The following is a 24,005-nucleotide window of genomic DNA, read 5'->3' as shown; positions in this document are numbered from 1 at the left end:
TCGGGGGGAAGCACGGCTTTCGGCTCCCGAGTGTCGGGCATCCACAATCTGGGTTTTCGCTAGCCCGCCCGGTGTCCGGACAGGGAGGGCATGCGGCGCCCGGGCACGGCATACTCCAGGCCTCCCGCGTCTGGAGCCCTGATGCAACCGCTCGCCCCCAGGCTGACCCCCGAGGTCACGCTCGATCCCTACCCCTTCTATGCCTCGCTGCGAGAGGCCGGCCCGGTCCAGTTCGTCGAGTCCCTCATGAGGGGCTGCTACGTCCTTACCCGCCACGAGGACATCACGTCCGTCCTCAAGAATCCGGCCCTGTTCTCCTCGAAGCTGATGGCGCCCGGCGCGATGATGCCCAAGGAGCTCGGCGAGGACGTGCTGCGCCACTTCCAGTCCGAGAACAACCTCCTCACCTCGGCCCCGCCCCTGCACACCCGCCTGCGTACCCTGGTGAGCCGCGCCTTCACGCCCCGCCGCATCGCCGAGCTCGAGCCGCGCATCCGCGAGCTGTCCAGCGAGCTGCTCGACGCCATGCTCGCCCAGGAGGAGTTCGAGCTGATCCGGGAGTTCGCCGCGCCGCTGCCCGTCATCGTCATCGCCGAGATGCTCGGCGTGGAGCCCGAGCGCCGCCTGGACTTCAAGCGCTGGTCGGACGACGTCCTGCTCGCCATCACCCTGCCGGGAAGGATCGGCGAGGTGGCGCGGGTGAGGGAGAGCCTGCTGGAGTTCCACGCGTACCTGGAGGCCGCCGTCGAGCGGCGCCGCCGCGAGCCGCGCAACGATCTCATCAGCGCGCTCATCGAGGCGAGCGAGGCCGAGGGCGGCTTCCTCTCCACCCTGGACATCATGGCCTTCACCCGGTTGCTGCTCGTCGCCGGCAACGAGACCACCACCAACCTGATCGGCAATGGCCTGGTGGCCCTGCTGCGCAACCCCTCGGAGTGGGAGCGGCTGGCGGCGGACCCCTCGCTCATGCCCAACGCCATCGAGGAGATGCTGCGCTACGACAGCCCGGCGCAGGCCCTCATCCGGGTGGTACTCGAGGATACGGAGATCTCCGGCCATCCCGTGCCCAAGGGCTCGCGGGTCCTGCTGCTGCTGGGGGCCTCCAACCGGGATCCGCGCCGGTTCCCCGAGCCGGACAGGTTCGACGTCACGCGCGAGGCCCAGGGCCACGTCTCCTTCGGCCACGGCATCCACTTCTGCCTGGGTGCTCCGCTGGCGCGGCTCGAGGCGAAGGTGGCCTTCGAGGAGCTCTTCCGCCGGGTGCGGCGCGTCTCGTTCGCCCCGGGCCAGGAGGCCACCATCCCCTGGAACCAGGCCTTCCTCATCCGGGGCCCCAAGAGCCTCCGGCTGAGGGCCGAGCGGCACCAGCCCGCCCAGGCCGCCTGAGCCTCCCGAGCCCCACCCCATGGCCCGCTACGCCTTCACGCTCTTCACCAGTGCCTTCCTGCTCTTCGGCGTCCAGCCGTTGGTGGGCCGGTACGCGCTGCCCTGGTTCGGCGGCACGCCCGCCGTGTGGACGACGTGCATGCTCTTCTTCCAGGGCGCGCTCCTGGCGGGCTACGCCTACGCGCACGCGAGTGCCACGCGGCTCCCCCCGCGCCGGCAGGTCCAGCTGCACCTGGGACTGCTCGTGGTCGCGGTGGGAGTGCTCGCGGGGCGCGCGCTGCTGACGGGCTCTCCGGTGGCACCCGGGCCCGAGTGGCGCTCCTCCGGAAACGAAGCGCTGCTCACCGGCCGGCTGCTGGCGATGCTGGCCGTCACGCTCGGGCTCCCCTTCTTCGTGCTGTCCACCACCGCGCCCCTCTTGCAGAGCTGGTTCAGCCGCGCGCGGCCGGGGGTCTCCCCCTACCGGCTCTATGCCCTGTCCAACGCCGGCTCGCTGCTCGCGCTGCTGGGCTACCCCTTCCTCATCGAGCCCGCCCTCTCCCGCTCGGCCCAGGGGCTGGCCTGGGGCGGGGGCTTCCTGATCTTCACCGCCGGGTGCGCCGCGTGCGCCTGGGACGTGTGGAAGCGCGCCGAGGCGCCAGCCCCCGGGCAGGCTCCGGAGCAGGACGGGCCCGGGGCCGCCGGCGACACGCAGCGGCCCGGGGCGTGGCACTCGCTGGCGTGGCTCGGGCTGAGCGCCTGCGCGTCGGTGCTGCTGCTGGCCACGACGAACCAGCTCTCACGGGACGTGGCCGCCGGGCCCTTCCTCTGGGTGCTGCCCCTGGGGCTCTACCTCCTCACCTTCATCCTCACCTTCGAGCGCGAGGCCTTCTACCGCCGCGCCGTCTGGGTGCCCCTGCTCATCGTCTCGGTGGGCGGCGTGCTGCGCGCCCTCTTCGAAGGGCCCCACTGGCCGCTGTCCTTCCAGCTCCTCGCGTATGGGGGCGCGCTGCTGGCCGGCTGCATGGTGTGCCACGGCGAGCTGTACCGCCTGCGTCCGGCACCGCGCCACCTGAGCGCCTTCTACCTCCAGGTGTCCGCGGGCGGCGCGCTCGGCGGGGTGTTCGTCGGCCTGGTGGCGCCGCGCGTCTTCGACACCTATGGCGAGTACCCGTTGGCGCTCGCCGCGTGCTGTCTCGTGGCGCTGGTGCCGATGCTTTCGTCTCCCGCCAACGAGGGGGTGCTGGCGCGGCTGGGGCGGCTGGCCCGGGTGTTCGTGCTCGCCGCCGGAGTGGTGGGGATCGGCGTGTCGCTGCTGGACATCCGTCGCGAGGTGCGGGTGACGGTGCGCAACTTCTTCGGCGTGGTGCAGGTGCTGGAGCTGGGCGTGGGAGACCCGGAGCGGCACCTGTTCTCGCTCAAGCACGGCACCACCACTCACGGCTTCCAGCTCGCCGAGCCCTCGCGCCGGAGCCGGCCCACGGCCTACTTCACGCGGGACAGCGGCCTGGGACTGGCCATCGCCGAGCAACGGCGGCTGCGCGAGGCCTCGGGTCCGGCACCGGCCCTGCGCATCGGCGTGCTGGGCCTGGGCGTGGGCACGAGCGCCGCGCTCGCGGGGCCCGCCGACTCGGTGCGCTTCTATGAGATCAACCCGGCCGTCATCGCGCTGGCCAGGGGCGAGGGCGGCTACTTCAGCTTCCTGCGCGACACGCGGGCCCGGGTGGAGGTGGTGCAGGGCGACGCGCGCATCTCCCTGGAGCGGGAGCTGGAGCGCGGCGAGGCGCGGGGCTTCGACGTGCTCGCGCTGGACGTCTTCAGCTCGGACGCCATCCCCATGCACCTGCTCACGCGCGAGGCCGTGGCCCTGTACCGAGCGCACCTGGCGCCCCGCGGCGTGCTGGCGCTGCACATCAGCAGCTCGCACCTGGATCTGCTCCCCGTCACGCTCGCGCACGCTCGCGACTCCGGCATGCACGCCACGCTCGTCATCACCGGCACCCAGGGTGACACGCTGCGCAGTGCCTGGGTGCTGCTCGCCCCGGACGCGGACTTCTCGCAGGGCCCTACTTTCACTCGCACGGCCGCGCGCGTGTATCGCCAGGAGGAGTTGGAGGGGGCACCGCCCATCCTCTGGACGGACGAGCACCACAGCGTGCTGCCCGTGCTCCGGCGCGAGCCTCGCGGGCGGGAGTGAGGGCCAGGCGAACGTGTGCCCCTGGGAACCCGTGGTGGGCCACGGGTTGAAGAACAGACCCAGGCACCCTCACCCCAACCCTCTCCCGGGGGGAGAGGGAGTCAGGGCGCGGCGCCCTGCGGCTCGCCCACCGGCAGGAAGACCTGGAACGTGGTCCCCTTCCCCGGTTCGCTCCGCACCGCGATGCGCCCGCCCAGCTCCGTGATGATGCCGTGGCAGATGGACAGGCCCAGCCCCGTGCCCACCCCCACCGGCTTGGTGGTGAAGAAGGCATTGAACAGCTTGCCCAGGTTCTCCTCGGGAATTCCCACCCCCGTGTCCCTCACCGACACCACCACCTGCTCCTCCTCGTACCTCGTGGAGACGTGGACCTCGTTCTCCCGGATGTTCCCGTGGGGAATCGCCTGCGCGGCGTTGATGATCAGGTTGAGGAAGAGCTGCCCGAGCCGTGACTCGTTGGCGTACACGGGCGGCACTCCGCCGTAGTCCTTCACCAGCCGCGCGCGGTGGCGGATCTCGCTCCAGGCCATGTTCCCGCACAGGTCGAGCACCGCCTGGATGTCCACCGGCCCGCGCCGCTCCTCGTCGCTGTTGCGCGAGAACGTCTTCAGGTCCTTCACGATGTCCACCACGCGCTGGCTGCCGGAGAGGGCCTCCTTCAGCGCGTCTCGGATCTCCTGCCCCCGCTCCCCCGCGAGCCCCTCGCTCGAGCCGGCCAGCGCGGACAGCTCGTCGTCCACGAAGCGCAGGTTGCTCAGCATGTACGACAGGGGGTTGTTGATTTCATGGGCCACGCCGGCCGCGAGCGTCCCCAGCGAGGCCATGCGCTCGGAGGCCCGCAGCTGCTCCTGCACCTGCCGGCGCTCGGTGATGTCACGGGCGATGGACACCGTGGCGGGCTGCCCGTCGAACACCAGCGAGAGCGTCACCACCTCGGCCAGCACCTGCCGGCCCTCGCGGTGCCGAAGCAACACCTCGTGGGGCGCGCTGACACTGGAGGGCTCGGTGAGCGCCGCCTCGTTCCCGGGCTGCACGAGCTCCGTGATGGGCCGGCCCCGCAGCAACGAGCCGCACGCATGGCCCAGCAGGCCCGCCGCGGCCGAGTTGGCGAAGAGCACCTGGCCCTCCCGGTGGATGAAGATCGCATCCGGGCTGCGCTCGATGAGGGTGCGGAAGCTCTCCGACGAGCGCCGCTGCTCCTCCTCGGCCTGGCGCCTCCGCCGCTCGCTGCGCACGCCCTGGAGGATGGCGCAGCACGTGGCCAGGAACGGTTGCAGGAAGGCGATGACCCCCTCGTCGTAACCTCCGGGACGGTTGGCGATTCCCACCATGCCCACCATCTCCGTGGCCGAGTGGAAGGGCAGCCCCAGGAAGCCGAGCAGCGGCGGGTGTCCCTCGGGCAGCCCTCCCCTCCGCGAATCCACGGCCGGGGCGTTGGACACCACCGGCTCGCCGCTCGTCATCACCGCCCCGAAGAGCGTCTGGAGATTCTTGAACTCCATGCCCTTGGGCGCCTCGCGGGCGTAGAACTCCCGCAGCTCCGGCGTCCAGGCGATGTTGGTGATGGCGTGGGTGCGCAGGAAGGGCTGGCCCTCGGGCGTGCGCAGCACCTCGCCGATGAAGCCGTACTCGCTGCCCGTCAGCTTCAACAGCACCGACAGCAGCTTGTCGAAGAGCCGGTGCACCTCGTGGCCCTGGATGAACTCCGTCTGCACCTCCGTGAGCGCCTTCAACAACAGGTGGCTGGCACGCAGCTCGCTCGCCGGGTCCCCCGTTCCGGCCCTGCCAGCGTGATTGGGGCACTCCATCCTTCCGCTCACCTGCTCCGAAATTCTCAACTTCTCCGAATTCGATAACCAGGATCGCACTTTGGCAATACCCCCCTGACCCCCTTTGGCCGTTTTGGGACACTCTGGATCATCAACTAAATCCTTAGTTGCGATTCAACTAAGGCCTTAGTAGTTTGGGCGCCGGAGGTGACGAGCGTGTCCAGGCCGACCCAGAACGAAGAGAGCAAGCCGCTCACGCCGGTGGAGCTGGAGTTGATGCACATCGTCTGGCGCAAGGGCGAGGTGGCCGTAGCGGACGTGCTGGAGGCCCTGCCGCCGGAGCGCAAGCTGGCCTACACGTCGGTGTCCACGGTGCTGCGCATCCTGGAGCAGAAGGGCGTGCTCCAGAGCCGGAAGGTGGGCCGGGGGCACCTGTACTCGGCGCTGCTGCCGCGCGAGGCCTACGAGGTCCAGAGCGTGCGCCACCTGGTGGAGACGGTATTCGACGGCACGCCCTCGGCGCTGGTGGAGCGGCTGGTGGAGGCCGTGCCGCTCTCGCCCGAGGAGGTGGAGCAACTGCGCGCCCTGCTGAGCAAGAAGGGGCCCAAGCCATGAGCGCCGCCTTGCGAGAGCTGGCCATGGGCTACGTGAGCGTGGCGGTGTTGCTCACGGTGGGCTTCGGGCTGCTGCGCGCCGCGCTGGCGCTCATGGGACGGCTGGGGCTGCCCCTGTCGGCCCGGCAGACGCTGAGGGCCGGGCGCGCGACACTCACCCTGGCGCTCCTGCTGCCCCCCGCGTGCATGGCCCTGCGAGGGCTGGTGCCCACCGGGCCGCTCTTCACCTTCGAGCGCTCCGTGGTGCGGCTCACCCCCCGGCTGCCCGAGCCCGCCTGGAGCCCGCGTCCGGGCGCCCCCACGCCCCGGCCCGCCGGGACGCCCTCCTCCTTCCCGGTGGGCACGGCCCTGACGCTGCTGCTCGGCACGGCCGCGGCGGTGCACTGCGCGCGGCAGCTCCGCCAGCACCTGCGGCTCATCCACCGGCTCGAGTCGCTGCCCCGCGTACGCCAGGTGGGCCGCGTGGCCGTGGTGCTCTGTGACTCCGAGGGCACCGCCTTCTCCACCTGGTTTCCCCGGCGCGCCCCCCACCCCAGCGCATGGGTGGCCGTGCCCCCGAGCCTCCTCGAGGACGCGCAGGGCCTGCGCCTGACGGTGCTGCACGAGCTGCAGCACCACCGCCAGCGCGACACGATGCTCGCCTACGTGCGCCTGGCGCTCGGCGCCCTCTTCTTCTGGAACCCCGTGGTGCGCGCCTTCGGACGGTGGCTCGCCACCTGCCAGGAGCTCGCCTGCGACGAGGCGCTCGTCTCCGGCGGCAAGGCCCGCCCGCAGGACTACGCCCGGTGCCTGCTCGAGGCCGCGCTGCGCGCCACCCATGCCCCACCCCTTCCCGCCGGAGTCACCGGCATGGCCCACCCCACGAAAAGGAGGATCGAAATGCTGTTCCAGCCGCGTCCCAGCCGTCCCCACCGCACCGCCGCGCTCGTCGCCGCGGTGGCCCTCACCCTCACCCCGCTCGCCCTCTGGGCCCAGAGCGCCACCCGCGGCCGCGCGGTGACGCTCGCCGAGGCCCAGGCACTCGCCCAGGCCTCGCAGCGCGAGCAGGACATCCAGGTGGTGGTGGACGAGCAGGTGGTGGAGAAGCTCAACCAGCTGGTGAACACGCCCAAGGGCCGCGCCTTCATGAAGAAGGCCATGGACAACCTGGGCACCCACCGCGAGGCGCTCACCCGCACGCTGCGCGCCCGCCAGCTCCCCGAGGGCCTGCTGGCCGTGGCGATGATCGAATCGGCGGTGACCAACATGCCGGAGACCTCGACGCAGCCCTCGCTGGCGCCGGGCATGCGGGGCGCGGGCGTGTGGATGTTCATCCCCTCGACGGCGCGCCAGTACGGCCTGCGGGTGGATGCGCAGGTGGACGAGCGGCTGGACGTGGCGCGCGAGACGGAGGCCGCCTCGGCCCTCTTCTCCGACCTGTACGGCCGCTACAAGGACTGGCGCCTGGCGCTCGCGGCCTACAACCAGGGCGAGAAGAAGGTGGACCGGGTGCTGAGCGAGACGGGTGTGCGGGACACCAGCGAGCTGGCCCGCGCCGGCCACCTCAACGACTACACCAGCACCGTGCAGGCCGGGCTCCTCATCCTGCGCAACCCGCACCTGCTCGACTGAGCCGCCGTCCGGAGGGGGCCTGGGCGTCGATACTCCGCGCTCAAACAGGTGCACGGCGGGTCGCGGAGACGCGCGGCACTCACCAAGGCCACGCATCCCGTCCTAGAATGGGGCTCCGTTGAGCCCCCTCATGGACAGCACGCCCCCGTCCCCCCTCCCCGCCCAGACTCCCGAGACGCCCGAGCGAAGCCCGGCGTCCGAGCAGCTCTCGGAGCTCCTGCGCCACTTCCAGGCCACCTTCGAGCAGGCCGCCGTGGGCCTCGCGCACGTGGGCACGAATGGCCGCTGGCTGCGGGTCAACTCGAGGCTGTGCACCATCCTCGGCTACCCCTACCAGGAGCTGATGGAGCTGACGTTCCAGGACATCACCCACCCGGAGGACCTGGCCGCGGATCTGAAGCAGGTCCAGCAGGTGCTCACTCGCGAGATCTCCACCTACTCGATGGAGAAGCGCTACGTCCGCAAGTCCGGGGAGACCATCTGGGCTACCCTCACGGTGTCCCTGGTGCTCAAGCCCGATGGGACGCCCGACTACTTCATCGCCGTCATCGAGGACATCACCCGGCGGCACCGCGCCGAGCTCGAGCGGGATGCGCTGCTCGCGCGCGCGCACCAGGCCCGCACGGAGGCGGAGGAGCTGGTCCGCCGGCGCTCGGCCGAGCTGGATGCGGCCCGCAGCGCGCTCATCCAGGCCGAGCGGCTGGCCACGGCGGGACAGCTCGCGGCGGGTGTCGGGCATGAGATCAACAACCCGCTGTCCTACGTGCTGGCCAACGTGACGTTCGCGCTGGAGGAGCTCGGGGAGCGGGAGCAGGACGAGGCGATGCGGGAGGTGGTGGACGCGCTGGAGCACGCGCGCAAGGGCGCCGAGCGCATCCGCGGCATCGTGAAGGATCTGCGCACGTTCGCCAGCAGCAAGTTCGACGCCCTGGGGACGGTGGACGTCCGGGAGGCGCTGGAGTTCGCCGTGGCCATGGCGGAGCACCAGCTGCGCCTGCGGGCCCGGCTCCTGCGGAGCTACGAGGCGGTGCCCTCGGTGGTGGGCAACGAGTCGCGCCTGGGACAGGTCTTCCTCAACCTGCTGCTCAACGCCACGCAGGCGCTCCCCGAGGGGGATGTGTCGGGCAACCAGGTGACGCTCACCATCCGGCCTCACGGGAAGGACTGGGTGGCCATCGAGGTGCGCGACACGGGGTGTGGAATCCCCGCCGAGAACATCCCCCGCCTCTTCGAGCCGTTCTTCACCACGAAGCCCATTGGCGAGGGCACGGGGCTGGGACTCTCGGTGTGCCATGGAATCATCACGGGCATGGGAGGCCAGCTCCAGGTGGAGAGCGCGCCGGGCCGGGGGAGCACGTTCCGCGCCCTGCTGCCGGTGGCGGGAACGGCGGCCCAGAAGGACTCGGCGGACGAGCGCACCCGGCGGACCGGGCCGCCGGAGTCCCGCCGTGTGCTGGTCATCGACGACGAGCCCGAGGTCATCGAGGCGCTCGCCCGGACCATCGGCCCCCTGCACACCATCGAGCGGGCCACCAGCGGCACGCGCGCGCTGGAGCTGCTGGCCGGGGACGCGGGCTATGACGTCATCTTCTGCGATCTGATGATGCCGGGCCTCACGGGCATGGACCTGTACGAGGTGGTCGCGGCGAAGTACCCGGAGCTCACCGAGCGCATGGTCTTCATGACGGCGGGCTGTTTCACCCCGCGTGCCGTCGCGTTCGTGGATCGCCACGCCCCCAGGTGCATCGAGAAGCCGTTCAGCCCGGAGACCGTGCGCACCTGCCTGCGATAGTTCATTGCCGACGGAGCGGCGTTGGTCTTGAGTGCGCGGTTCCATGGTTGGCCTGCTCCTCCTGACCGTTGCCCTCACCACCGCCTCCGGGCAGCTCCCGGTGCCCTCCTCACCGGAGGACCTCCTGGGCGAGACGGTGGAGCTCCGGGGAGACGTGCGCGTCGAGACCGAGCCGGGCCAGGTCATCACCGCCCGGAAGAACGCGGTGCTGCGCACGGGGACGTCGGTCATCCGCGCCGATGAGATCACCTACAATCACACCACCCAGGTGGCGGAGGCCCGGGGCAACGTGCGGCTGGTGATGCGGGGCCTGGTCGGCTTCGCCGAGCACCTCACCGTGGACCGCCGCACCCGCACCCTGACGGCCGAGAGCGCCAGCGGCGAGGGCGCCGCCTTCGTCCAGAAGGACAACGTGGCGCCGGAGGCGCTCGCCGCCCTGGAGACCTCCGAACAGCTGGCGAAGGCCGGCAAGAACACCTTCTCCTTCACCACCAAGGGCTTCCGCTTCAAGGAGGATGGCTCGTACGTGCTGGAGGAGTCGTCCTTCACGCCCTGCGACTGCGACGTGCTCACCCCGAGCTGGCGCATCTCCACCCGGGGCGCGGAGGTGAAGCCCGGAGAGAGCGCCACCCTCACCGTGCCCGCGGTGCACGTATACGGCGTGCCCGTCCTCCTGCTGCCCTGGGTCTACCTTCCCCTGGCGGAGCGCGCGAGCGGCCTGCTCCTGCCCGAGGTCACCGGCTCGGGCCTGAGCGGCTTCCAGCTGGACGAGCCGATCTTCCTCACGCTCGGGCGCAGCTACGACGTCACGCTCTCGCCGGGGTACGCGTTCGGCAACGATCCCAAGGATCCCACCGTGGGCTCGCTTGGAGTGAAGGGCCCGCGCCTGTCCACCGAGTTCCGGTACGTGCCCCTCGCCGACCCCGAGGGCGGGGCCGCGATCGAGGGGCGGCTGTGGTGGCAGTTCCTCTATGACCTGAAGCCCGAGCGGGATCCGCTCAACCCCAACGTGCTCGCGCCGGATGCGCGGCAGCGGGGGCTGCGCAGCTGGGGCCTGCTGGAGCACCGGCAGAAGCTCGGCAACGGCTACTTCGCGCGGGCGGACGTGAAGCTCTACTCGGACGGCTTCCTCTTCTCGGACACCACGACGAACTCCGGGTTCGCGCGCTCGTACTATTACGTCCCCTCCACGGCCACGGTGTACCACCGGGGCCAGGACGACTACGCGGGGCTCGCCCTCGCCTACCGTCAGGACCTCCGCTGGGGCTACCCGTTGTTCGGCGACGCCCCGCGCCCGCCCGTCTTCCAGGAACTGCCCACGCTGCGCTACGCCATCCCCCCGGTGCCGCTGCTCGGCCCGCTCACGGGTGGCGTGGAGCTGGAGCTCTCCCGGCTGTCACCGCTCGGAGGGCTGCTGGGGGACGAGGGCACGGATGGGGTCTACTGGCCCACGCTGCCGGATGCGGATGGCACCCAGGGCAACGGCCGGCTGGATCCGGGCGAGCGCCAGGCACGCACCCGCCTGGACGTCCTGCCGCGCGTGAATGCCACCTTCGACGTGGGGGGCGTCCTGCGGCTCACGCCCTATCTGGTGGTGCGCGAGAGCATCTACCTGAATGAGGTGGAGCGGCAGACGAGCCACCGCGGGTACGGGATGGTGGGCGCGTACCTGGACACGGAGCTGTCGAGGGTGTTCGGCGAGGGGGCCACGGCGATCCGCCACAGCCTCATGCCGTCGGTGGAGCTGCGCGCGGTGCCGCGAGTCTTCGGGCAGAACGCGCCCCAGGTCTATGACGAGGTGGACGCCGCCGTACCCGCGGACGGGTTCTTCCAGGGCCAGGTGGCGCTGCGCCAGAAGGTGCTCAGGCGTGAGGGCGCCACCGGCACGAGCGAGCTGGGACGGCTGGATGTGGTGCAGGGAGTGGACTTCCTGGAGCGGCGCTTGGGAGAGACCTCGGGGCGCATCCGGGCGGTGCTGGGCCCGGTGACGGCGGAGGCCCGGGGCCGGCTGGACCTGTTCACCCCCGAGGTGGACGAGCGGCTGACCCAGCTCTCGGCGAACATCGGCTGGAGCATCCTTCCGAACAGGCTGAGCGTGAACGCCGGGTACGAGCGGGCCCTGGCGAGCTCGGAGCAGGTGCGCCGGCCCATCGACATGCTGCTGCCCCCTCCCTTCGAGCCCCAGGCCCCGAGCCCGGGGGCGGACGTGTCCTGCTCGAGCGCGGCGGCGTTCGCCAACAAGCCGGTCGACCGCGTGCTGATGGGCGCCGCGGCCAGCTTCCCGTTCGGCTTGAACGTGGGGTACGGGGCCGAGGTGCAACGGAAGGATCCGGCGCGCTGTGACGTGCCGGAGCTGTTCTCCCAGACGCTGAGCGTGTCGTTCAGTCCCTCGTGCGACTGCTGGCGGCTCAACTCCTGGGCGCGGCTGGGACCCGGGACGAACTTCGACTGGGGCCTGAGCGTGACGGTGCTGAACCTGGGCACCTTCGGACGCTGAAGAGCCCCTCCGGGCGCGAGGTTCTAAAAGTTGTCCAACAGTTGGACAACTTTGAACCGAGCGCGCCCGGGAGGGAGGTCCCTCCCGTGCTCACGCGACGGACTGGGAGGCGCGCTTCTTCCGGGAGCGGCCCCGGCCCCCCTGATCGCGCGGACCGAGCACCCGATCGGCGGGAATGCCCGCGTCGAGCGCCTCGCGCAGCCCGGGAGACAGGCCGTCCATCAGCAGCACCACCGAGGCGTTCGTCCAGGCGAAGCCCAGCGTCCGCTCGGACCTCGGGGCCAGGAGCACTCCGCGATCCGCGCCCTGGTTGCCGTACTCGACGGCCACCTCGGCCGACCGCCCCACCACGTCGTACTTCTCCTTGATGAGGCCGTTGTGGCTCCCCGCGATGTCCAACACCATGGACAGCCAGCGGTAGGCCACCGCATCCGCCTCGGCGTGGAAGCCGTAACGGCGCAGGCCCTCCACCGCGATGATCTGGTGCGGCGCCCAGCCGAAGGGCCAGTCCCACTGCAAGTCCTCTCCACCCGCGGCCTCGCGCGAGGCCCGGCTGCTGGAGGTCAGGCCCCCGTCATGCAGGAAGCGCGGGAGCGCGGCGGCCACGATGGCGGCCTCCTCCCGCGACGCCCAGCCCGTCCACAGCGGATAGAAGGTGGCGAGGCACTCGTAGCGCGAGCGGCGTCCGGCCACGAAGTCATGATCGAAGAACAGCCCCTGCTCCGCGTCCCAGAAGCGCGTGCGCATGGTGCGCGCCCGGGCCCTCGCCGCCTTCGCGTAGCGGGCCGCCTTCAGCGAGTCCTCCCCGTCCACCTGCCGGAGGATCCCCGAGAGATCCATCTCGTACTGGAACAGCAGCGAGTTGAGGCACACCGGCTCGTGGTGGTGCGTGGCCGTGCCGAAGCGGTGGCACATGTCCCAGCCGCTCTCGCGGATGGCCCGGTCATGGCGGTGGAACCCGGCGTCGTCCGGCCGCGAGCCGGCGTAGAACCTGGACAGGTCCTCGGCGTCGGGGCCCTCGGCGTCGTCCTTGTAGCGGGACAGCCCGCTCGGGGTGGCGCGAGCGCCCGTGCGGAAGACCGTCTCCAGCTCCTGCTCGGCCATCCGGGCCACGCGCTTGAGCAGGCGCCGGTCCGCGTGCACCGCGTGCAGCTCCAGCGCCAGCCGGGGCATGAGCGGCGGCTGGGTGCGCGACAGGTGGTAGCTGAGGTTCGAGTTGGGGATCTTCCCGTAGTGCTCGATCTCGTAGAGCTGGTTCTCGAGCATGTCCCGCGCGAGCCCGTAGTGGCCGGAGGCCAGGGCGCCGCGGGCATTGAAGTAGCTGTCCCAGCCGAACATCTGCACGAAGCGGCCGCCCGGAACGATGTACGGGCGCGGGAGGTAGAGCATCCCGGGCTGGCGCATGAGCGCCTCCCAGTCTCCGGCACCACGAGGCTTCTGCAGCGGCACCATCTCCAGGCCGCCGGAGCGCCGGGCCTCGGCGCGCAGCTTCTTCAGGGCCTTGCGATCACGCGCGGGGACGTACACGCGCTGCGTACCCTCCGGGTCCTTCACCGGCATCACCTGCAGCGCCTTCTTCAGCTCCCCGGCCCGATCCGAGCGGCGGACGAGCCCCTGCCAGCCGTCGTCGATCAGCCGCCGCAGCGTCTGGGTGCGCGGCTCCAGCATCCGCTCCACGGGGAGCCCGGGGTCCTCGCCGCGCCCCTCGAGGATCTCCTCGGCGAGCACATCCGCGGCATGCGAGAGCCGCTCCGCCCCGGCCAGCTCCAGGCGCGCGCCCGGGACGAGCTCCAGGTCCACCGCGAAGCGCAGCCCATCCTCCCGGGCGCGTCCGGCATCCCGGTCCGTGAGGCGGCCGTCCCCATCGAGGTCCAGCGCCATCAGCACATCGAGGGCGAGGCGCGCGGTGGCCGTGGTCGCGGACAGCACCGGCGTGGCGGCGGGCGTCGTGGGACGTGAGGCGGTGGAGGAACGGGAGAGGCTCAGAGACGGCGTCTGGGTGGGCACTCGTTCGACCTTCGAAAAGGAAGCAGCGCCAAGGTACACGAGTCCGTCCCGGCGCCAACATGCACCGCGTGCAGCACGCCCGCTTCTCTGCCGGACTGACGCTGAACTGCTTTGACGTCAAACGTCCCAGCGCGGACACAGTTGGGGAGACGGCTCCCACTTGAGGGGTGTGGAGCCGCTCGCGCTGATTACCCTGCCCTCCGCTCCACCCGAACCCACCCCCTTGGAGATCCATCGTGGACACGCATCCGCCCTTCCTCCGTCCCCTCGCCTCCGCGCTGCTCCTGGCCCTCGTGGCCCTGGCCCCACCGGCGCGCGCCGACGACGCCCCCACCCCGCTCGAGGACAACCAGCGCATCACCGAGGGCTACATCCAGATCGCCTATGAGCTGGGCGGCCTGCTCGATCCGTCGCTCCAGCCCGGCGGGAGCAGCAACGTGCGGCCCAACTGGTTCGTCTTCGCACCGCACGCCTCGCGCACGGGCGGCGAGGGCATGCTCGGCGCGGCCCTGGCCCGGCGGATGCTCGACGCGGCCCGGGGCCAGCCCTCGCTCTCGGTGCTCCATGCGCTCGACCGGGCGGGCATCACCGGCACCGTGCGCGTCACCGTGGAGAACCTCTCCCTGGAGCTCGTCGTCCGGGGGCTGCCCATCGACGCGGCCGCCTCGCTGGCCTCGCTCACCACGGCCATGAATGGCGAGGCGCTGGCCGATCCGCGCACCTTCGCCACCACCGCGTCCCGCTTCGCCTCGCTCTACTGGAGCGCGCCGGCCTTCCTCCCGCTCGACAAGGCCGAGTCCGTGGTCATCACCCTGGAGCGCACGCTGCACGAGGGCAACCTGGCCATCTTCTCGGACATCGGCGGCTCGGCGCTCCTCTACCTGGACTGGCGCCGCGGCGTCACCGGCGACGTGACGCCCTCGCGCGTGCTGACGGAGTTCTCGCTCCAGGACGCCGTGCCGCAGGAGTCCCAGCTCGCCTACCAGTACGCGGTGGCCCACGTGAACGACACGCCCCGGCCCTACCAGTTCGCCACCCTCTTCCCGGGCATGCACTGGAAGAGCCTGCTGGTGGCGGCCTTCGCGCTCTACGAGGAGGCCCGTCTGGCGCCGACTCCGGCCGCGCGCGACGCCCTCATCGCCATGGGAAACAACTACGTGGCCTGGCGCGAGCAGCATGACATGGCGCAGCCCGTCTTCACCCCGGCCGTGGCCCACCCGGACGAGGTCTCCCGCGCCGCGCTGCTGCAGGCCCTCACCCCCATGCTCACCACGGACTTCGGCACCCTCGAGTGGAACTACTCCGACTACGCGTACAGCCAGCCGGACCGGGACGGGAGCCTCCTCACCTCGCCGCCCACCGAGTACAACTGGGCCGTCTTCTGGGACCGCTGGACGGGCATCCTCTACGCCTTCGAGCAGGCCTACGGCGCGCCCTCGGCGCTCTGGGTGATGCCGGAGCCGATCGTGGATCCCACCGCGGAGCCGTCCGGCACCTGAGCCCCGTCAGGGTTTCAGAAGCCCGAACAGCTCCAGCAGTTGCTCCCCCTTCTCTCCCGACAGCGGGAGATCCTGGAGGAGCGAGCGCACCTCGGCGGGCGCGGTGCCCAGGAGCACCAGCGCCCTCGCCGCCTCCAGCCGCGCCTCCATCACGCCCGCGCGGGCCTTCGCGAAGAGCGCCGGCAGTGCGGCCCGCGCGGGTTCCCCAAGCTCCCCGAGCGCCCGCATCACGGCGAGCTTCAACTGGGGCGTCGACGCGCCTCGCATGTCCTCGCTCTGATACGGCTCGCACTCGTGCTCATGCAACACGCGGTCGGGCAGCGTGAGCTGGCGCAGCAACTCCGGCACCGCCTCACGCACCCCGAGCTGGGCCAGGGTGAGCGCCACCTGCCCACGCGTCCGCTCCGGAAGCTTCCGGTCCGCCAGTGCCGCGAGCAGCCTCGGAATGACGCTCTCCGTCGTGGCCCCGCGCGAGGCCAACGCCCGGGCCGAGGCGATGCCCACCCCATCCCAACCGTCCTTCAGCGCCGCCACCAAGGCATCCGCTACCTCGGTCACGTCGGGCGCGAGAACGCCGAGCACTTCCGCGGCCGCCACCCGGACGAACTCGTCCTCGCCCGAGCGCAGCGCCTCGAGCAGCACGGGGAGCGCGTCCGTCCGGAGCCCCAGCCTCCCCAGCAGGCGGATGGCGTAGGCCCGCGAGGAGCGCTCCCCGCCCGTCCGCACCATGTCGAGCGCCACCGCGCACAGCCCGGGTGCCTCCGGGTCCGCGCCCAGCCTCTCGGCCGCGCGGTAGCGCACGGACACCGCTGGATCCTCGAGCAGGCGCCACAGTTCCCGGCGCAGCAGCTCGGGAAGTGGGCGGCCGCACAGCTCGAGCGCCGCCTCGCGCTCCACGAGCCGTTCGGAGCGCAGATGCGGAACCACGGCATCGGGCGGGAGCCCGGCGGAGCGCAGGGCCTGGAGGCACGTGCGGCGCAACATATAGTCCGAGTCCCCCAGCCCGCGGCGCAGACCGGGGATGGCGGCCGGGGTCTCGCGCGCGTCGACCAACCGGGCGGCGAGGTAGCGCACCTCCGGCTCGGGACTGTCGAGCAGTTCCACGAGCTGCTCCGGCATCGCCCGGAGCACGGCGGGAGTGGGATCCACGGCGAAGACCTGGAGCAGCCGTTGGATGATCGCCGTCCGCGCGGGTCCAGGCGGGTCCATCACCATGCGGAGCACGAGCCAGGCCATGGCCATCGTGTCCTCGCGGATCCGCTCCACGCGCCAGAAGAGCGCCCCCTCGATGCCAGGAGGGATGTCCAGGGGCTCACCGGTCCGGGGGGACAGATTCCGTGCCAGCCAGGAGAGCACCTTCTTCAGATCCGGAGATGGCATGCACGGGACAGTCTCCGTTCCAGCTCGCCCGGAGTCCATCCAGGCAGGCTGGACGCCCGGAGGGAGACGCGGGGTGTCCTGGAGACCCGCACCGGTGGCAAACTGGAGCGCGCCCCCATCTCTGCTACCGTTCACCTCATGCTGGCGTCTCCGCCCCCTCGCTTCCGGCTGCTGCTCCCTGGTCTCGTCTGCGCCCTGGTGATCCACGGCGCCTACGGTGCCAGCCGGATGGGGCCCACCGCGCTCACCGCCTTCGTGCTGCTGGTGCTCGCCATCGCGGCGGTGCGTCGGCGCCACGGCTCCGCGGTGCCCCTCGCGGCCGGTGGTGAGCGCAGGCGCGGCGAGCGCAGGCGTAGCGCCGTCCCGCAGCACGCGCTGGCCAGGCTCGCGCACGAGGAAGAGCCGTCGCGGCAGTATCCGATGCAGCGCGGAGCGGTCACCGCCCTCCCCTCGCGGCGCACCGTCTGGTCGCGGGTGAAGATCTGGTTCAGCAGCGCGTGCCTGGTGGTGTGCGGGCTGTGGTGGATGGTGCTCGCCGCCATGCTGTTCATGCCGGATCCGGCGCCCGCGCTCGATGGCCTGTTCACCAACTCCAGCCTGACGCTCATCACCGTGTCCTTGCTGCTGACGGTGCTCTTCGGCGTCATCCTCCGCTCGGCCCTGCGCGGGCCGTCGGATCCGTTCGCGCCCAAGGACTGGAGCCACAAGGACGGCCTGCGCGATCAGCCCTATGTGCCGCACGCCCCGGACGCCTCCCAGGGCGGTCCGCGCGGCCGCAAGCGCCACCTGCGGCTGGTGCGCAACGCCCCCTGAGCGCCTCGACAGTGCATGGAGCGGCAACTAGTCTGCCGCGCCATGACTGGCTCCACCGTTACCGATCGCAACCTGCTCAGCCCCCAGAATCTGCGAGATCCCTACCCGCTCTACCAGGAGCTGCGGAAGGACGATCCGGTCCACTTCGTGGAGCCGATGCAGTCCTGGTTCATCACCCGCCATGACGACGTGATGGCGGGCTTCCGGGACCCGCGTCTGAGCGCCTCCCGGGCGCAGCTCTTCGAGTACCAGATCCAGGGGCTCGACCCGGCCATCGCCCAGGAGTTCCTGCAGACCATCCGCCATCAGATGTTCATGAAGGATGGCCCGGAGCACGTGCGGCTGCGCCGGCAGACGCTCACGGGCTTCTCCAACCAGCGGCTGGACGAGATGCGCGGCACCGTCCACCGCATCATGCGCGAGCTGCTGGATGAGGTGTATCCCCAGGGCCACATGGATCTGCTCAAGGACATCGCCTTCCCGATGCCCGCGCTGGCGCTCGCCGAGATGATCAACGTCCCGCTCGCGGATCGCGCCCGCTTCAAGCGCTGGTCCGAGCACATGGCCGCCTTCAGCGCGCCCGCGGTGGGCTCCAACCCGGTGGAGCTGGCCACCAACGCCAACCAGGCCATGGTGGAGATGAAGCAGCTCCTGCTGCCCATCATCGAGGAGCGCCGCCGCGCTCCCGGCACGGACTCGCTCAGCCTGATGCTCCAGGCGGAGGCCGAGGGCCGGATGACGCCCGAGGAGCTGGTGGCCAACATCTGCCTCATCATGTTCGCCGGGCACACCACCACGACGGATCAGCTGTGCAACGGCGTCTACGCGCTGCTCACCCACCCGGATCAGCTCCAGAAGCTGAAGGCGGACATGGGGCTGATGAAGTCGGCGGTGGAGGAGATGCTGCGCTACGACACGGCGGTGCCCTCCATCACCCGCGTGGCCGCCGAGGACTTCGAGTGGCACGGCAAGCAGCTCCGCAAGGGCCAGCTCGTCTTCCTGGTGATGGCCTCGGCCAACCGGGATCCCTCGGCCTTCCCGGATCCGGATCGCTTCGACATCACCCGGGACAGCACGAAGCAGAAGAACGTCTCGTTCGGCTTCGGGGCGCACCACTGCATGGGGGCCGGCCTGTCCCGCCGCGAGCTGGAGATCGGCGTGACCCAGCTGCTGGAGCGCATGCCCGGGCTGCGTCTGGACGAGACGCGGCCGCTGGTGCCCAAGTGCCACAGCGTGACCTTCCGCGGCTTCGACTCACTGCCCCTGCGCTGGTGAGGCGCCCGGTGCGGGGCTCACAGATCCACGAGCCCCGCGCGCAGGGCCAGCACCACCGCCTCCACGTGCGAGTTGACGCCCATCTTCCGGTAGATGTGTGAGAGGTGCGTGCGCACCGTGCGCCGCTCCAGCGTCATCACCCGCCCCACCTCGGCGTTGGACAGGCCCTTGGCCACGTAGCGCAGCACGTCGAACTCGGCGGGCGTGAGGCCCCAGGAGTTCTGCTTCTCCGCCTCGGGCGGCTTCGCTTGGATGGACTGGAAGTAGTTCCAGAAGCGCCGCGCGATCAGGGGCTCGAGCACCGTGCCCCCCTCCATCACCTCGCGGATGCCCGAGCGGATCTTCTCCGGCCCCACCCGCTTCACCAGGTAGCCCGAGGCCCCTGCCTGGATGGCCTCGTACACCTTCTGCTCGTCCTCGAAGGACGTGAGGATGAGGACCTCCACCTCGGGCGCGCGGCGCTTCACCCGCCGCGTCACCTCGATGCCGTTGAAGCCCGGCAGCTCCAGGTCCAGCAGCAGCAGCTGCGGGAGCACCTTCACCACCTCCTCCACCGCCTGCTCCCCATCCTGGGCACTGCCCACCAGCTCCAGCTCGGGGAAGGTGCCCAGCACCTTGAGGAGGTTGCGCAGCAGGTTCGGCTGATCCTCGACGACGAAGACGCGGGTCCGGTCCATGGCCTAGCGGGGGGATGGCTTGAAGAGCTGTTCCAGCTTCTTGTGCTCGCCGCGCTCCAGGCGAAGCTCGAACAGCTCGCGCTGGCGCGGGATGCCAATCGTCTCGATGATGATCTCCCGGGTGCCCGGCCTCACCGGGTAGCGCACCAGGGGCAGGTTGCGCTTCACCCGCACGCCGTCGATGTAGACGCGCGACAGCTGGTTGGCGCTGATGGACAGGTACGCGACCCCCGTCCTGGGCGTCGCCTCGGCCTCGCCGGAGGGAGAGTCGGCCTCGGGATCCGCCGTCCCGGTGGGCTTTTCGGGCTCGGGAGGCGGCGCATCCGGCATCTGGAGGTACTGCTCCACCGCGCCGCTGACAGCGGACACCTTGGGGTCCGTGTCGAGCTGGGGACGCCGCGAGAACTTCCACACGCCCAGGGCGAAGCACACCACCCCGACCAGCGCGATGCCACCGGCCACGGCCATCATCCGGCGCCGGCGCCGCAGGTCCTCCAGGAGGTTGCGCTCCTCGGTGAACAGGCGGCGCTGGGCCACCGCCGCCTTCACCTCGGGCGACGTGGGCGGGGGCATGGGGATGTACGAGCGATCCGGCTCGGCCGAGGGTGGCTGCTCGGACACATGGCTCCGCACCAGCGACGGAGGCAGGCGCGCCCGCGTCTGCGTGCCCTCGGAGGCGGGCGATGGAGGAAGACGCGCCCGCGTCTGCGTGCCCTCGGAGGCGGGCGATGGAGGAATGCGCGCCCGCGTCTGCGTGCCCTCGGAGGCGGGCAGCCGCATGCGCACCCCCGTCGGCTCGATCTTCGCGGTGTCCACCAGATCATCCGGGTCCACCGGCGCCTGGGAGGGCTCGGGCTCCGGCTTGGGCTCGGGGCGGGAGTAGTCCTCCACCACGCGCAGGCGGGGATTCTTGCCGATACGCGTGACCTCCCGGGGAGCGGAGCCACCGGGCAGCACGGGGGAGCGGCGCGGCTTGGGCGGGGCCGCCCCGGGAGGAGCCACCCACGTCTGCTCGTCATCTCCCGGCACGTTGGAGCCCGGCCTGGACTCGACCTGGGTGACCTGGGTCCCCTCCTTCGGCCCGACGCGGGTGACCTGGGTCCCCTCCTTCGGCTTGACCCGGGTGGTGACCTGGGTGCCGCCCTTCTTCCCGAAGTGGGTGACCTCGGCCCCCTCATCCTTCGGCCCGACGTAGGTGGACTCGAGCGCCTCCTGATCGGCCTCGGTGCCGAAGACGTGCGTGGAGTCCAGCAGGCCCCTGTCCATCATGGGCCCCGGCGTCACGGTGGGCTCGGGCTGGTACTCCTCGAAGGCGGGCGGGGCCTCCATGGTGTCGGCCTCGCTGACGGCCGGGCTGAACGAGGGCCGCACCACCACGGACTTCTCCAGCGCGTCCGCGCCCACCTCCGCCAGCGACACGCCGGAGATGGGCGTGAGCGTGAAGCGCTCGGAGAACGGCACCGGACCCTGGGCCCCGGCCATCATCTCGTTGGGGAACAGCTCCGCCACGAAGCGGCGCGCGTCCTCGGCACCGGGCAGCCCGCCGTTGGTGGACAGGAAGTTGCGCAGCGAGGCGGCGAACTCGGCGCAGGAGCGGAAGCGCCGCGTGGGCGTGCCCTCCAGCGCGCGCAGGATGATCGGATCCAACCGCGCGTGGAGGCGGCGATCCAGGCGGCTGGGCGGAGGCAGCCCGGCGCGGCGGGTGCTGACGCCCCCATCGGGGACGACGGCCTCGCGCAGGGTGAGCAGCTCGTAGGCGATGGCGCCGATGGAGTAGATGTCCGAGACCACGTCCGGGGGCTCGCCGCGGCCCACCTCGGGGGCGCGGTAGGCGCTGCGGCCGCGGCCGGCGAAGGCGCGCTTGAGCTCCGGCACGGCCAGGAGCGCCTGGAGCGTCCCGAAGTCACACACCGAGGGCAACCCGGCGCGCGAGAGCAGCACGTTGCCCGGGGTGATGGAGCCGTGGACGACGCCCGCCGCGTGCGCGCGCTCGACGGACTCGAGCAGCTGGATGATGAGCCAGAGCGCGGTGGCCGGCGGGAGGAGGACCTCCTTGGTGTTGAGCCGGTAGAGCGCGGTGCCCAGGGAGTGGCCCTCGACGGACTCGCGCACCACGGCGAGCCGCTGCTTGACGAACCCCATGTCGAGCATGGGGACGATGCCCTCGGGGTTGAGCGGATTGAGGACGCTGTAGGCCCCGGCGAGCACGGTGGCGTAGCGCGGGTCGGACGTCTTCGGGTGGAAGAGCTTGATGACGACCTTGGGGCCCCCCGGCTCCTGGACGGCCTCGTACAGCTCAGCGAGATCTCCGGCCTCGATGCGGCCGGTCAACCGGTAGGCGGTGCTCATCCCTTCCTCTTCCGGGACCGGACGGCGTCGAACTGGAATCCGCACCAGACGCACGCCCTGCCCTTGCGGCCGGAGGGCAGCTCCAGGGTGCAGCCAGGGCAGCGCGGACGAGGCCGGCTGGCTGTCCGGGGAGCGGCCGTGTCATGACGCACCCGGCCCGAGGCGCGCACCCGTCCGGCCACGGCGGCGCCGCGCACCCGGACCTCGAGCTGGCGGACACGGTCCTCCAGGGCCTCGATGCGGGCGGCGAGCCGCGCGTGGAGCTCGGCGTCGGACGGGGGGGAACGTCGGGCGGGCGATCTCATTGCGGACCCGCGAGCGTGCCACGCCCGCTTGCAACCCCGCAAGGTGGACAACCCGTATGAATGGTGGCGCCCGAGGGGCGCGTGTTATGTCTTGCTGTCCCGTGTCCCCGAAACTCTCACCCACCGGACCCATCCCGGGGAGCCCGACGACCTCGGATCCCCTCCACGGCAGCTTCCGCACCTCGCTCAACCGGGCCCACGCCCAGGAAGCCGAGCGCCGCGCCCAGGGCCTCTTCACCGACGCCGAGCTCGCCCGCCTGCTGAGTGTGCCGCGAGCGCCCATCCGTCAGGTGCCCCGGGCCCGGGACATCTTCGTCAACCGCAACCTGCGCATGGCCCAGGTCGAGCTGATCGGCTTCGACATGGACTACACGCTGGCCATCTACCACATGCGCCGGCTGGAGCAGCTGGCCTATGACATGACGCTCGCGAAGCTGGTCACCGAGCGCGGCTACCCCTCCGTCATCGGCCAGCTGCAGTACGACCACCACTTCGTGATGCGCGGGCTGGCCGTGGACAAGGCGAACGGCAACCTGCTGAAGATGGACCGTTTCGGTTACGTGGGACGGGCCTGGCACGGCCTGCGGCCGCTGGATCGCGAGGTGTGGAAGAAGCTGTACCGCAACCAGCGCGTGAAGCTGAAGAACCCGCAGTTCGCGTGGATCGACACGCTCTTCGCCCTGCCCGAGGCGTGGCTCTTCGCGGGCATCATCGAGCTGCTGGAGTCGCTGGGCCAGCGGGTGGACTACGGCAAGCTGTACGACGACATCCGCGACGCCATCGACACGGTGCACCGGGACAACTCGCTCAAGCGCGAGGTGCGCAAGGAGCTGGGGCGCTACGTCTTCCAGGACCCGGAGCTGGGCCCGGCGCTGCACAAGCTGCGCTCGGGAGGCAAGAAGCTGTTCCTGCTGACGAACTCGGCGTGGGACTACACGGACGCGGTGATGCGCTACCTGCTGGACGGCCAGGTGGCGGAGTACCCGAGCTGGCGCAACTACTTCGACTACATCGTGACGCTGGCGGCCAAGCCGGCGTTCTTCTCCGAGCAGCGGCCCTTCCTGGAGCTGGAGACGGCGGGGCCCGGCGAGGAGGCGCGCGTGGTGGGCGAGGCCGCGAGCGTGGAGCGCGGCAAGGTGTACCAGGGCGGCAACCTGCTGCAGTTCGAGCAGCAGACGGGCTACGCGGGCGAGTGCGTGCTGTACGTGGGCGATCACATCTACGGCGACATCCTCAAGTCGAAGAAGACGTCGCTGTGGCGCACGTGCATGGTGGTGCAGGAGATCGAGGATGAGATCACCTACACGGACGGCCAGCGCGAGCGCATCCAACGGCTGTCGGACGTGGAGCTGGCGCGGGAGCGGCTGGACGACGAGGTGGCGCACCGCAAGGGCCAGCTCAACGTGCTGGACCGGAAGCTGGAGCGCGGGGACCTGGAGGCGGGAGTGCCGGAGCGGCTGGAGGAGGAGCGGCGGCGGGTGAAGGCCGAGCTGGACAAGCTGCGCTGGGCGCTGCGCGAGGCGACGGACATCGCGGACACGCTGGAGTGCGAGGTGGAGGAAGGCTTCAACCCGTACTGGGGCCTGCTCTTCAAGGAGGGCCACGAGAACAGCCGCTTCGGCGAGCAGGTGGAGCGCTACGCGTGCCTGTACACGAGCCGGGTGTCCAACTTCCTGCATGACTCGCCGATGCAGTACTACCGCTCGCCGCGGGAGCTGATGCCGCACGAGCAGGCCGGCTCGTGGACGGCGAAGCTGTCGCAGGTGGGCAGCGAAGGACCGGCCAAGGGCGAGAACGGATGAAGCGCCCCATTGTGTGAGACCCGCCGTCTGGGTCAGGCTGGGGGCCCCCCACC

The 24,005-nt window shown here is 71.1% G+C and carries 16 protein-coding genes; 10 read left to right on the top strand and 6 right to left on the bottom strand.

Translation table 11 applies throughout. The annotated features are described in order from the left end of the window. The first annotated feature begins 141 nt into the window (after positions 1-141). Both NR798_RS23310 and NR798_RS23305 read left to right on the top strand, forming a co-directional pair. Positions 142-1,386: a cytochrome P450 gene (locus tag NR798_RS23310; RefSeq protein ID WP_375773685.1), complete on the top strand. Its 1,245-nt coding sequence runs from the start codon at positions 142-144 to the stop codon at positions 1,384-1,386. Between the two features lie 19 nt (positions 1,387-1,405). After that, on the top strand, positions 1,406-3,562 hold the full coding sequence (locus NR798_RS23305) for a spermidine synthase (protein WP_375773684.1): 2,157 nt from the start codon (positions 1,406-1,408) through the stop codon (positions 3,560-3,562). Between the two features lie 101 nt (positions 3,563-3,663). On the opposite strand, the gene NR798_RS23300 is transcribed toward NR798_RS23305, so the two are convergent. Next, on the bottom strand, positions 3,664-5,370 hold the full coding sequence (locus tag NR798_RS23300) for an ATP-binding protein (RefSeq protein ID WP_375773683.1): 1,707 nt from the start codon (positions 5,368-5,370) through the stop codon (positions 3,664-3,666). Positions 5,371-5,547: 177 nt separating this feature from the next. Here NR798_RS23300 and NR798_RS23295 point away from each other — a divergent pair, with 177 nt between their 5' ends. The 4 genes from NR798_RS23295 to NR798_RS23280 all read left to right on the top strand — a co-directional run bounded on the left by NR798_RS23295 (position 5,548) and on the right by NR798_RS23280 (position 11,845). Further along, positions 5,548-5,946 (top strand): BlaI/MecI/CopY family transcriptional regulator, encoded by a 399-nt coding sequence (locus NR798_RS23295; protein WP_375773682.1) that lies wholly within the window; start codon positions 5,548-5,550, stop codon positions 5,944-5,946. Next, a complete protein-coding gene (locus NR798_RS23290) occupies positions 5,943-7,556 on the top strand; it encodes a transglycosylase SLT domain-containing protein (protein ID WP_375773681.1) in 1,614 nt (537 codons plus the stop codon). Before NR798_RS23295 ends, NR798_RS23290 begins: the two co-directional genes overlap by 4 nt. Before the next feature lie 130 nt (positions 7,557-7,686). Beyond that, on the top strand, positions 7,687-9,348 hold the full coding sequence (locus NR798_RS23285) for an ATP-binding protein (RefSeq protein ID WP_375773680.1): 1,662 nt from the start codon (positions 7,687-7,689) through the stop codon (positions 9,346-9,348). 43 nt (positions 9,349-9,391) lie between these two features. Next, a complete protein-coding gene (locus tag NR798_RS23280) occupies positions 9,392-11,845 on the top strand; it encodes an LPS-assembly protein LptD (RefSeq protein WP_375773679.1) in 2,454 nt (817 codons plus the stop codon). A gap of 90 nt (positions 11,846-11,935) precedes the next feature. On the opposite strand, the gene NR798_RS23275 is transcribed toward NR798_RS23280, so the two are convergent. Continuing rightward, positions 11,936-13,852, bottom strand: a complete 1,917-nt coding sequence (locus tag NR798_RS23275) for a trehalase family glycosidase (RefSeq protein ID WP_375773678.1) — start codon at positions 13,850-13,852, stop codon at positions 11,936-11,938. A gap of 236 nt (positions 13,853-14,088) precedes the next feature. Here NR798_RS23275 and NR798_RS23270 point away from each other — a divergent pair, with 236 nt between their 5' ends. Continuing rightward, the gene (locus NR798_RS23270) at positions 14,089-15,351 is read left to right on the top strand and encodes a hypothetical protein (protein ID WP_375773677.1); all 1,263 of its coding nucleotides are present in this window, start codon (positions 14,089-14,091) and stop codon (positions 15,349-15,351) included. 6 nt (positions 15,352-15,357) lie between these two features. On the opposite strand, the gene NR798_RS23265 is transcribed toward NR798_RS23270, so the two are convergent. Further along, positions 15,358-16,731, bottom strand: a complete 1,374-nt coding sequence (locus NR798_RS23265) for a HEAT repeat domain-containing protein (RefSeq protein ID WP_375773676.1) — start codon at positions 16,729-16,731, stop codon at positions 15,358-15,360. A gap of 138 nt (positions 16,732-16,869) precedes the next feature. On the opposite strand from NR798_RS23265, the gene NR798_RS23260 reads away from it, so the two are divergent. Both NR798_RS23260 and NR798_RS23255 read left to right on the top strand, forming a co-directional pair. Then, on the top strand, positions 16,870-17,544 hold the full coding sequence (locus NR798_RS23260) for a hypothetical protein (protein WP_375773675.1): 675 nt from the start codon (positions 16,870-16,872) through the stop codon (positions 17,542-17,544). Positions 17,545-17,586: 42 nt separating this feature from the next. Then, the gene (locus NR798_RS23255) at positions 17,587-18,819 is read left to right on the top strand and encodes a cytochrome P450 (protein ID WP_375773674.1); all 1,233 of its coding nucleotides are present in this window, start codon (positions 17,587-17,589) and stop codon (positions 18,817-18,819) included. Between the two features lie 17 nt (positions 18,820-18,836). Here the strand turns inward: NR798_RS23255 and NR798_RS23250 are convergent, their stop codons facing one another. Genes NR798_RS23250 through NR798_RS23240 form a run of 3 tightly spaced genes read right to left on the bottom strand, consistent with a single transcriptional unit; the run spans position 18,837 to position 22,150 of the window. After that, a complete protein-coding gene (locus NR798_RS23250) occupies positions 18,837-19,496 on the bottom strand; it encodes a response regulator (RefSeq protein WP_375773673.1) in 660 nt (219 codons plus the stop codon). Positions 19,497-19,499: 3 nt separating this feature from the next. Continuing rightward, positions 19,500-21,845 (bottom strand): serine/threonine protein kinase, encoded by a 2,346-nt coding sequence (locus NR798_RS23245; protein ID WP_375773672.1) that lies wholly within the window; start codon positions 21,843-21,845, stop codon positions 19,500-19,502. Continuing rightward, positions 21,842-22,150 carry a hypothetical protein gene (locus NR798_RS23240; protein WP_375773671.1) on the bottom strand — a complete coding sequence of 103 codons (309 nt, stop codon included), beginning with the start codon at positions 22,148-22,150 and terminating at the stop codon, positions 21,842-21,844. Before NR798_RS23240 ends, NR798_RS23245 begins: the two co-directional genes overlap by 4 nt. A gap of 86 nt (positions 22,151-22,236) precedes the next feature. On the opposite strand from NR798_RS23240, the gene NR798_RS23235 reads away from it, so the two are divergent. Further along, positions 22,237-23,952 carry an HAD-IG family 5'-nucleotidase gene (locus NR798_RS23235; RefSeq protein WP_375773670.1) on the top strand — a complete coding sequence of 572 codons (1,716 nt, stop codon included), beginning with the start codon at positions 22,237-22,239 and terminating at the stop codon, positions 23,950-23,952. Positions 23,953-24,005 lie beyond the last annotated feature (53 nt).

It is taken from the genome of Archangium gephyra (assembly GCF_042230915.1).
GTDB classification, from domain to species: domain Bacteria; phylum Myxococcota; class Myxococcia; order Myxococcales; family Myxococcaceae; genus Archangium; species Archangium gephyra_B.
Note: the sequence above shows the minus strand (reverse complement) of the source record. Positions and strands in the feature narration are given on the sequence as shown.

Coding starts and splice junctions, on each gene's coding strand:
- NR798_RS23310 (WP_375773685.1), top strand. CDS start 142: ATGCAACCGCTCGCCCCCAGGCTGACCCCCGAGGTCACGCTCGATCCC.
- NR798_RS23305 (WP_375773684.1), top strand. CDS start 1,406: ATGGCCCGCTACGCCTTCACGCTCTTCACCAGTGCCTTCCTGCTCTTC.
- NR798_RS23300 (WP_375773683.1), bottom strand. CDS start 5,370: ATGGAGTGCCCCAATCACGCTGGCAGGGCCGGAACGGGGGACCCGGCG.
- NR798_RS23290 (WP_375773681.1), top strand. CDS start 5,943: ATGAGCGCCGCCTTGCGAGAGCTGGCCATGGGCTACGTGAGCGTGGCG.
- NR798_RS23285 (WP_375773680.1), top strand. CDS start 7,687: ATGGACAGCACGCCCCCGTCCCCCCTCCCCGCCCAGACTCCCGAGACG.
- NR798_RS23280 (WP_375773679.1), top strand. CDS start 9,392: ATGGTTGGCCTGCTCCTCCTGACCGTTGCCCTCACCACCGCCTCCGGG.
- NR798_RS23265 (WP_375773676.1), bottom strand. CDS start 16,731: ATGCCATCTCCGGATCTGAAGAAGGTGCTCTCCTGGCTGGCACGGAAT.
- NR798_RS23260 (WP_375773675.1), top strand. CDS start 16,870: ATGCTGGCGTCTCCGCCCCCTCGCTTCCGGCTGCTGCTCCCTGGTCTC.
- NR798_RS23255 (WP_375773674.1), top strand. CDS start 17,587: ATGACTGGCTCCACCGTTACCGATCGCAACCTGCTCAGCCCCCAGAAT.
- NR798_RS23250 (WP_375773673.1), bottom strand. CDS start 19,496: ATGGACCGGACCCGCGTCTTCGTCGTCGAGGATCAGCCGAACCTGCTG.
- NR798_RS23245 (WP_375773672.1), bottom strand. CDS start 21,845: ATGAGCACCGCCTACCGGTTGACCGGCCGCATCGAGGCCGGAGATCTC.
- NR798_RS23240 (WP_375773671.1), bottom strand. CDS start 22,150: ATGAGATCGCCCGCCCGACGTTCCCCCCCGTCCGACGCCGAGCTCCAC.
- NR798_RS23235 (WP_375773670.1), top strand. CDS start 22,237: ATGTCTTGCTGTCCCGTGTCCCCGAAACTCTCACCCACCGGACCCATC.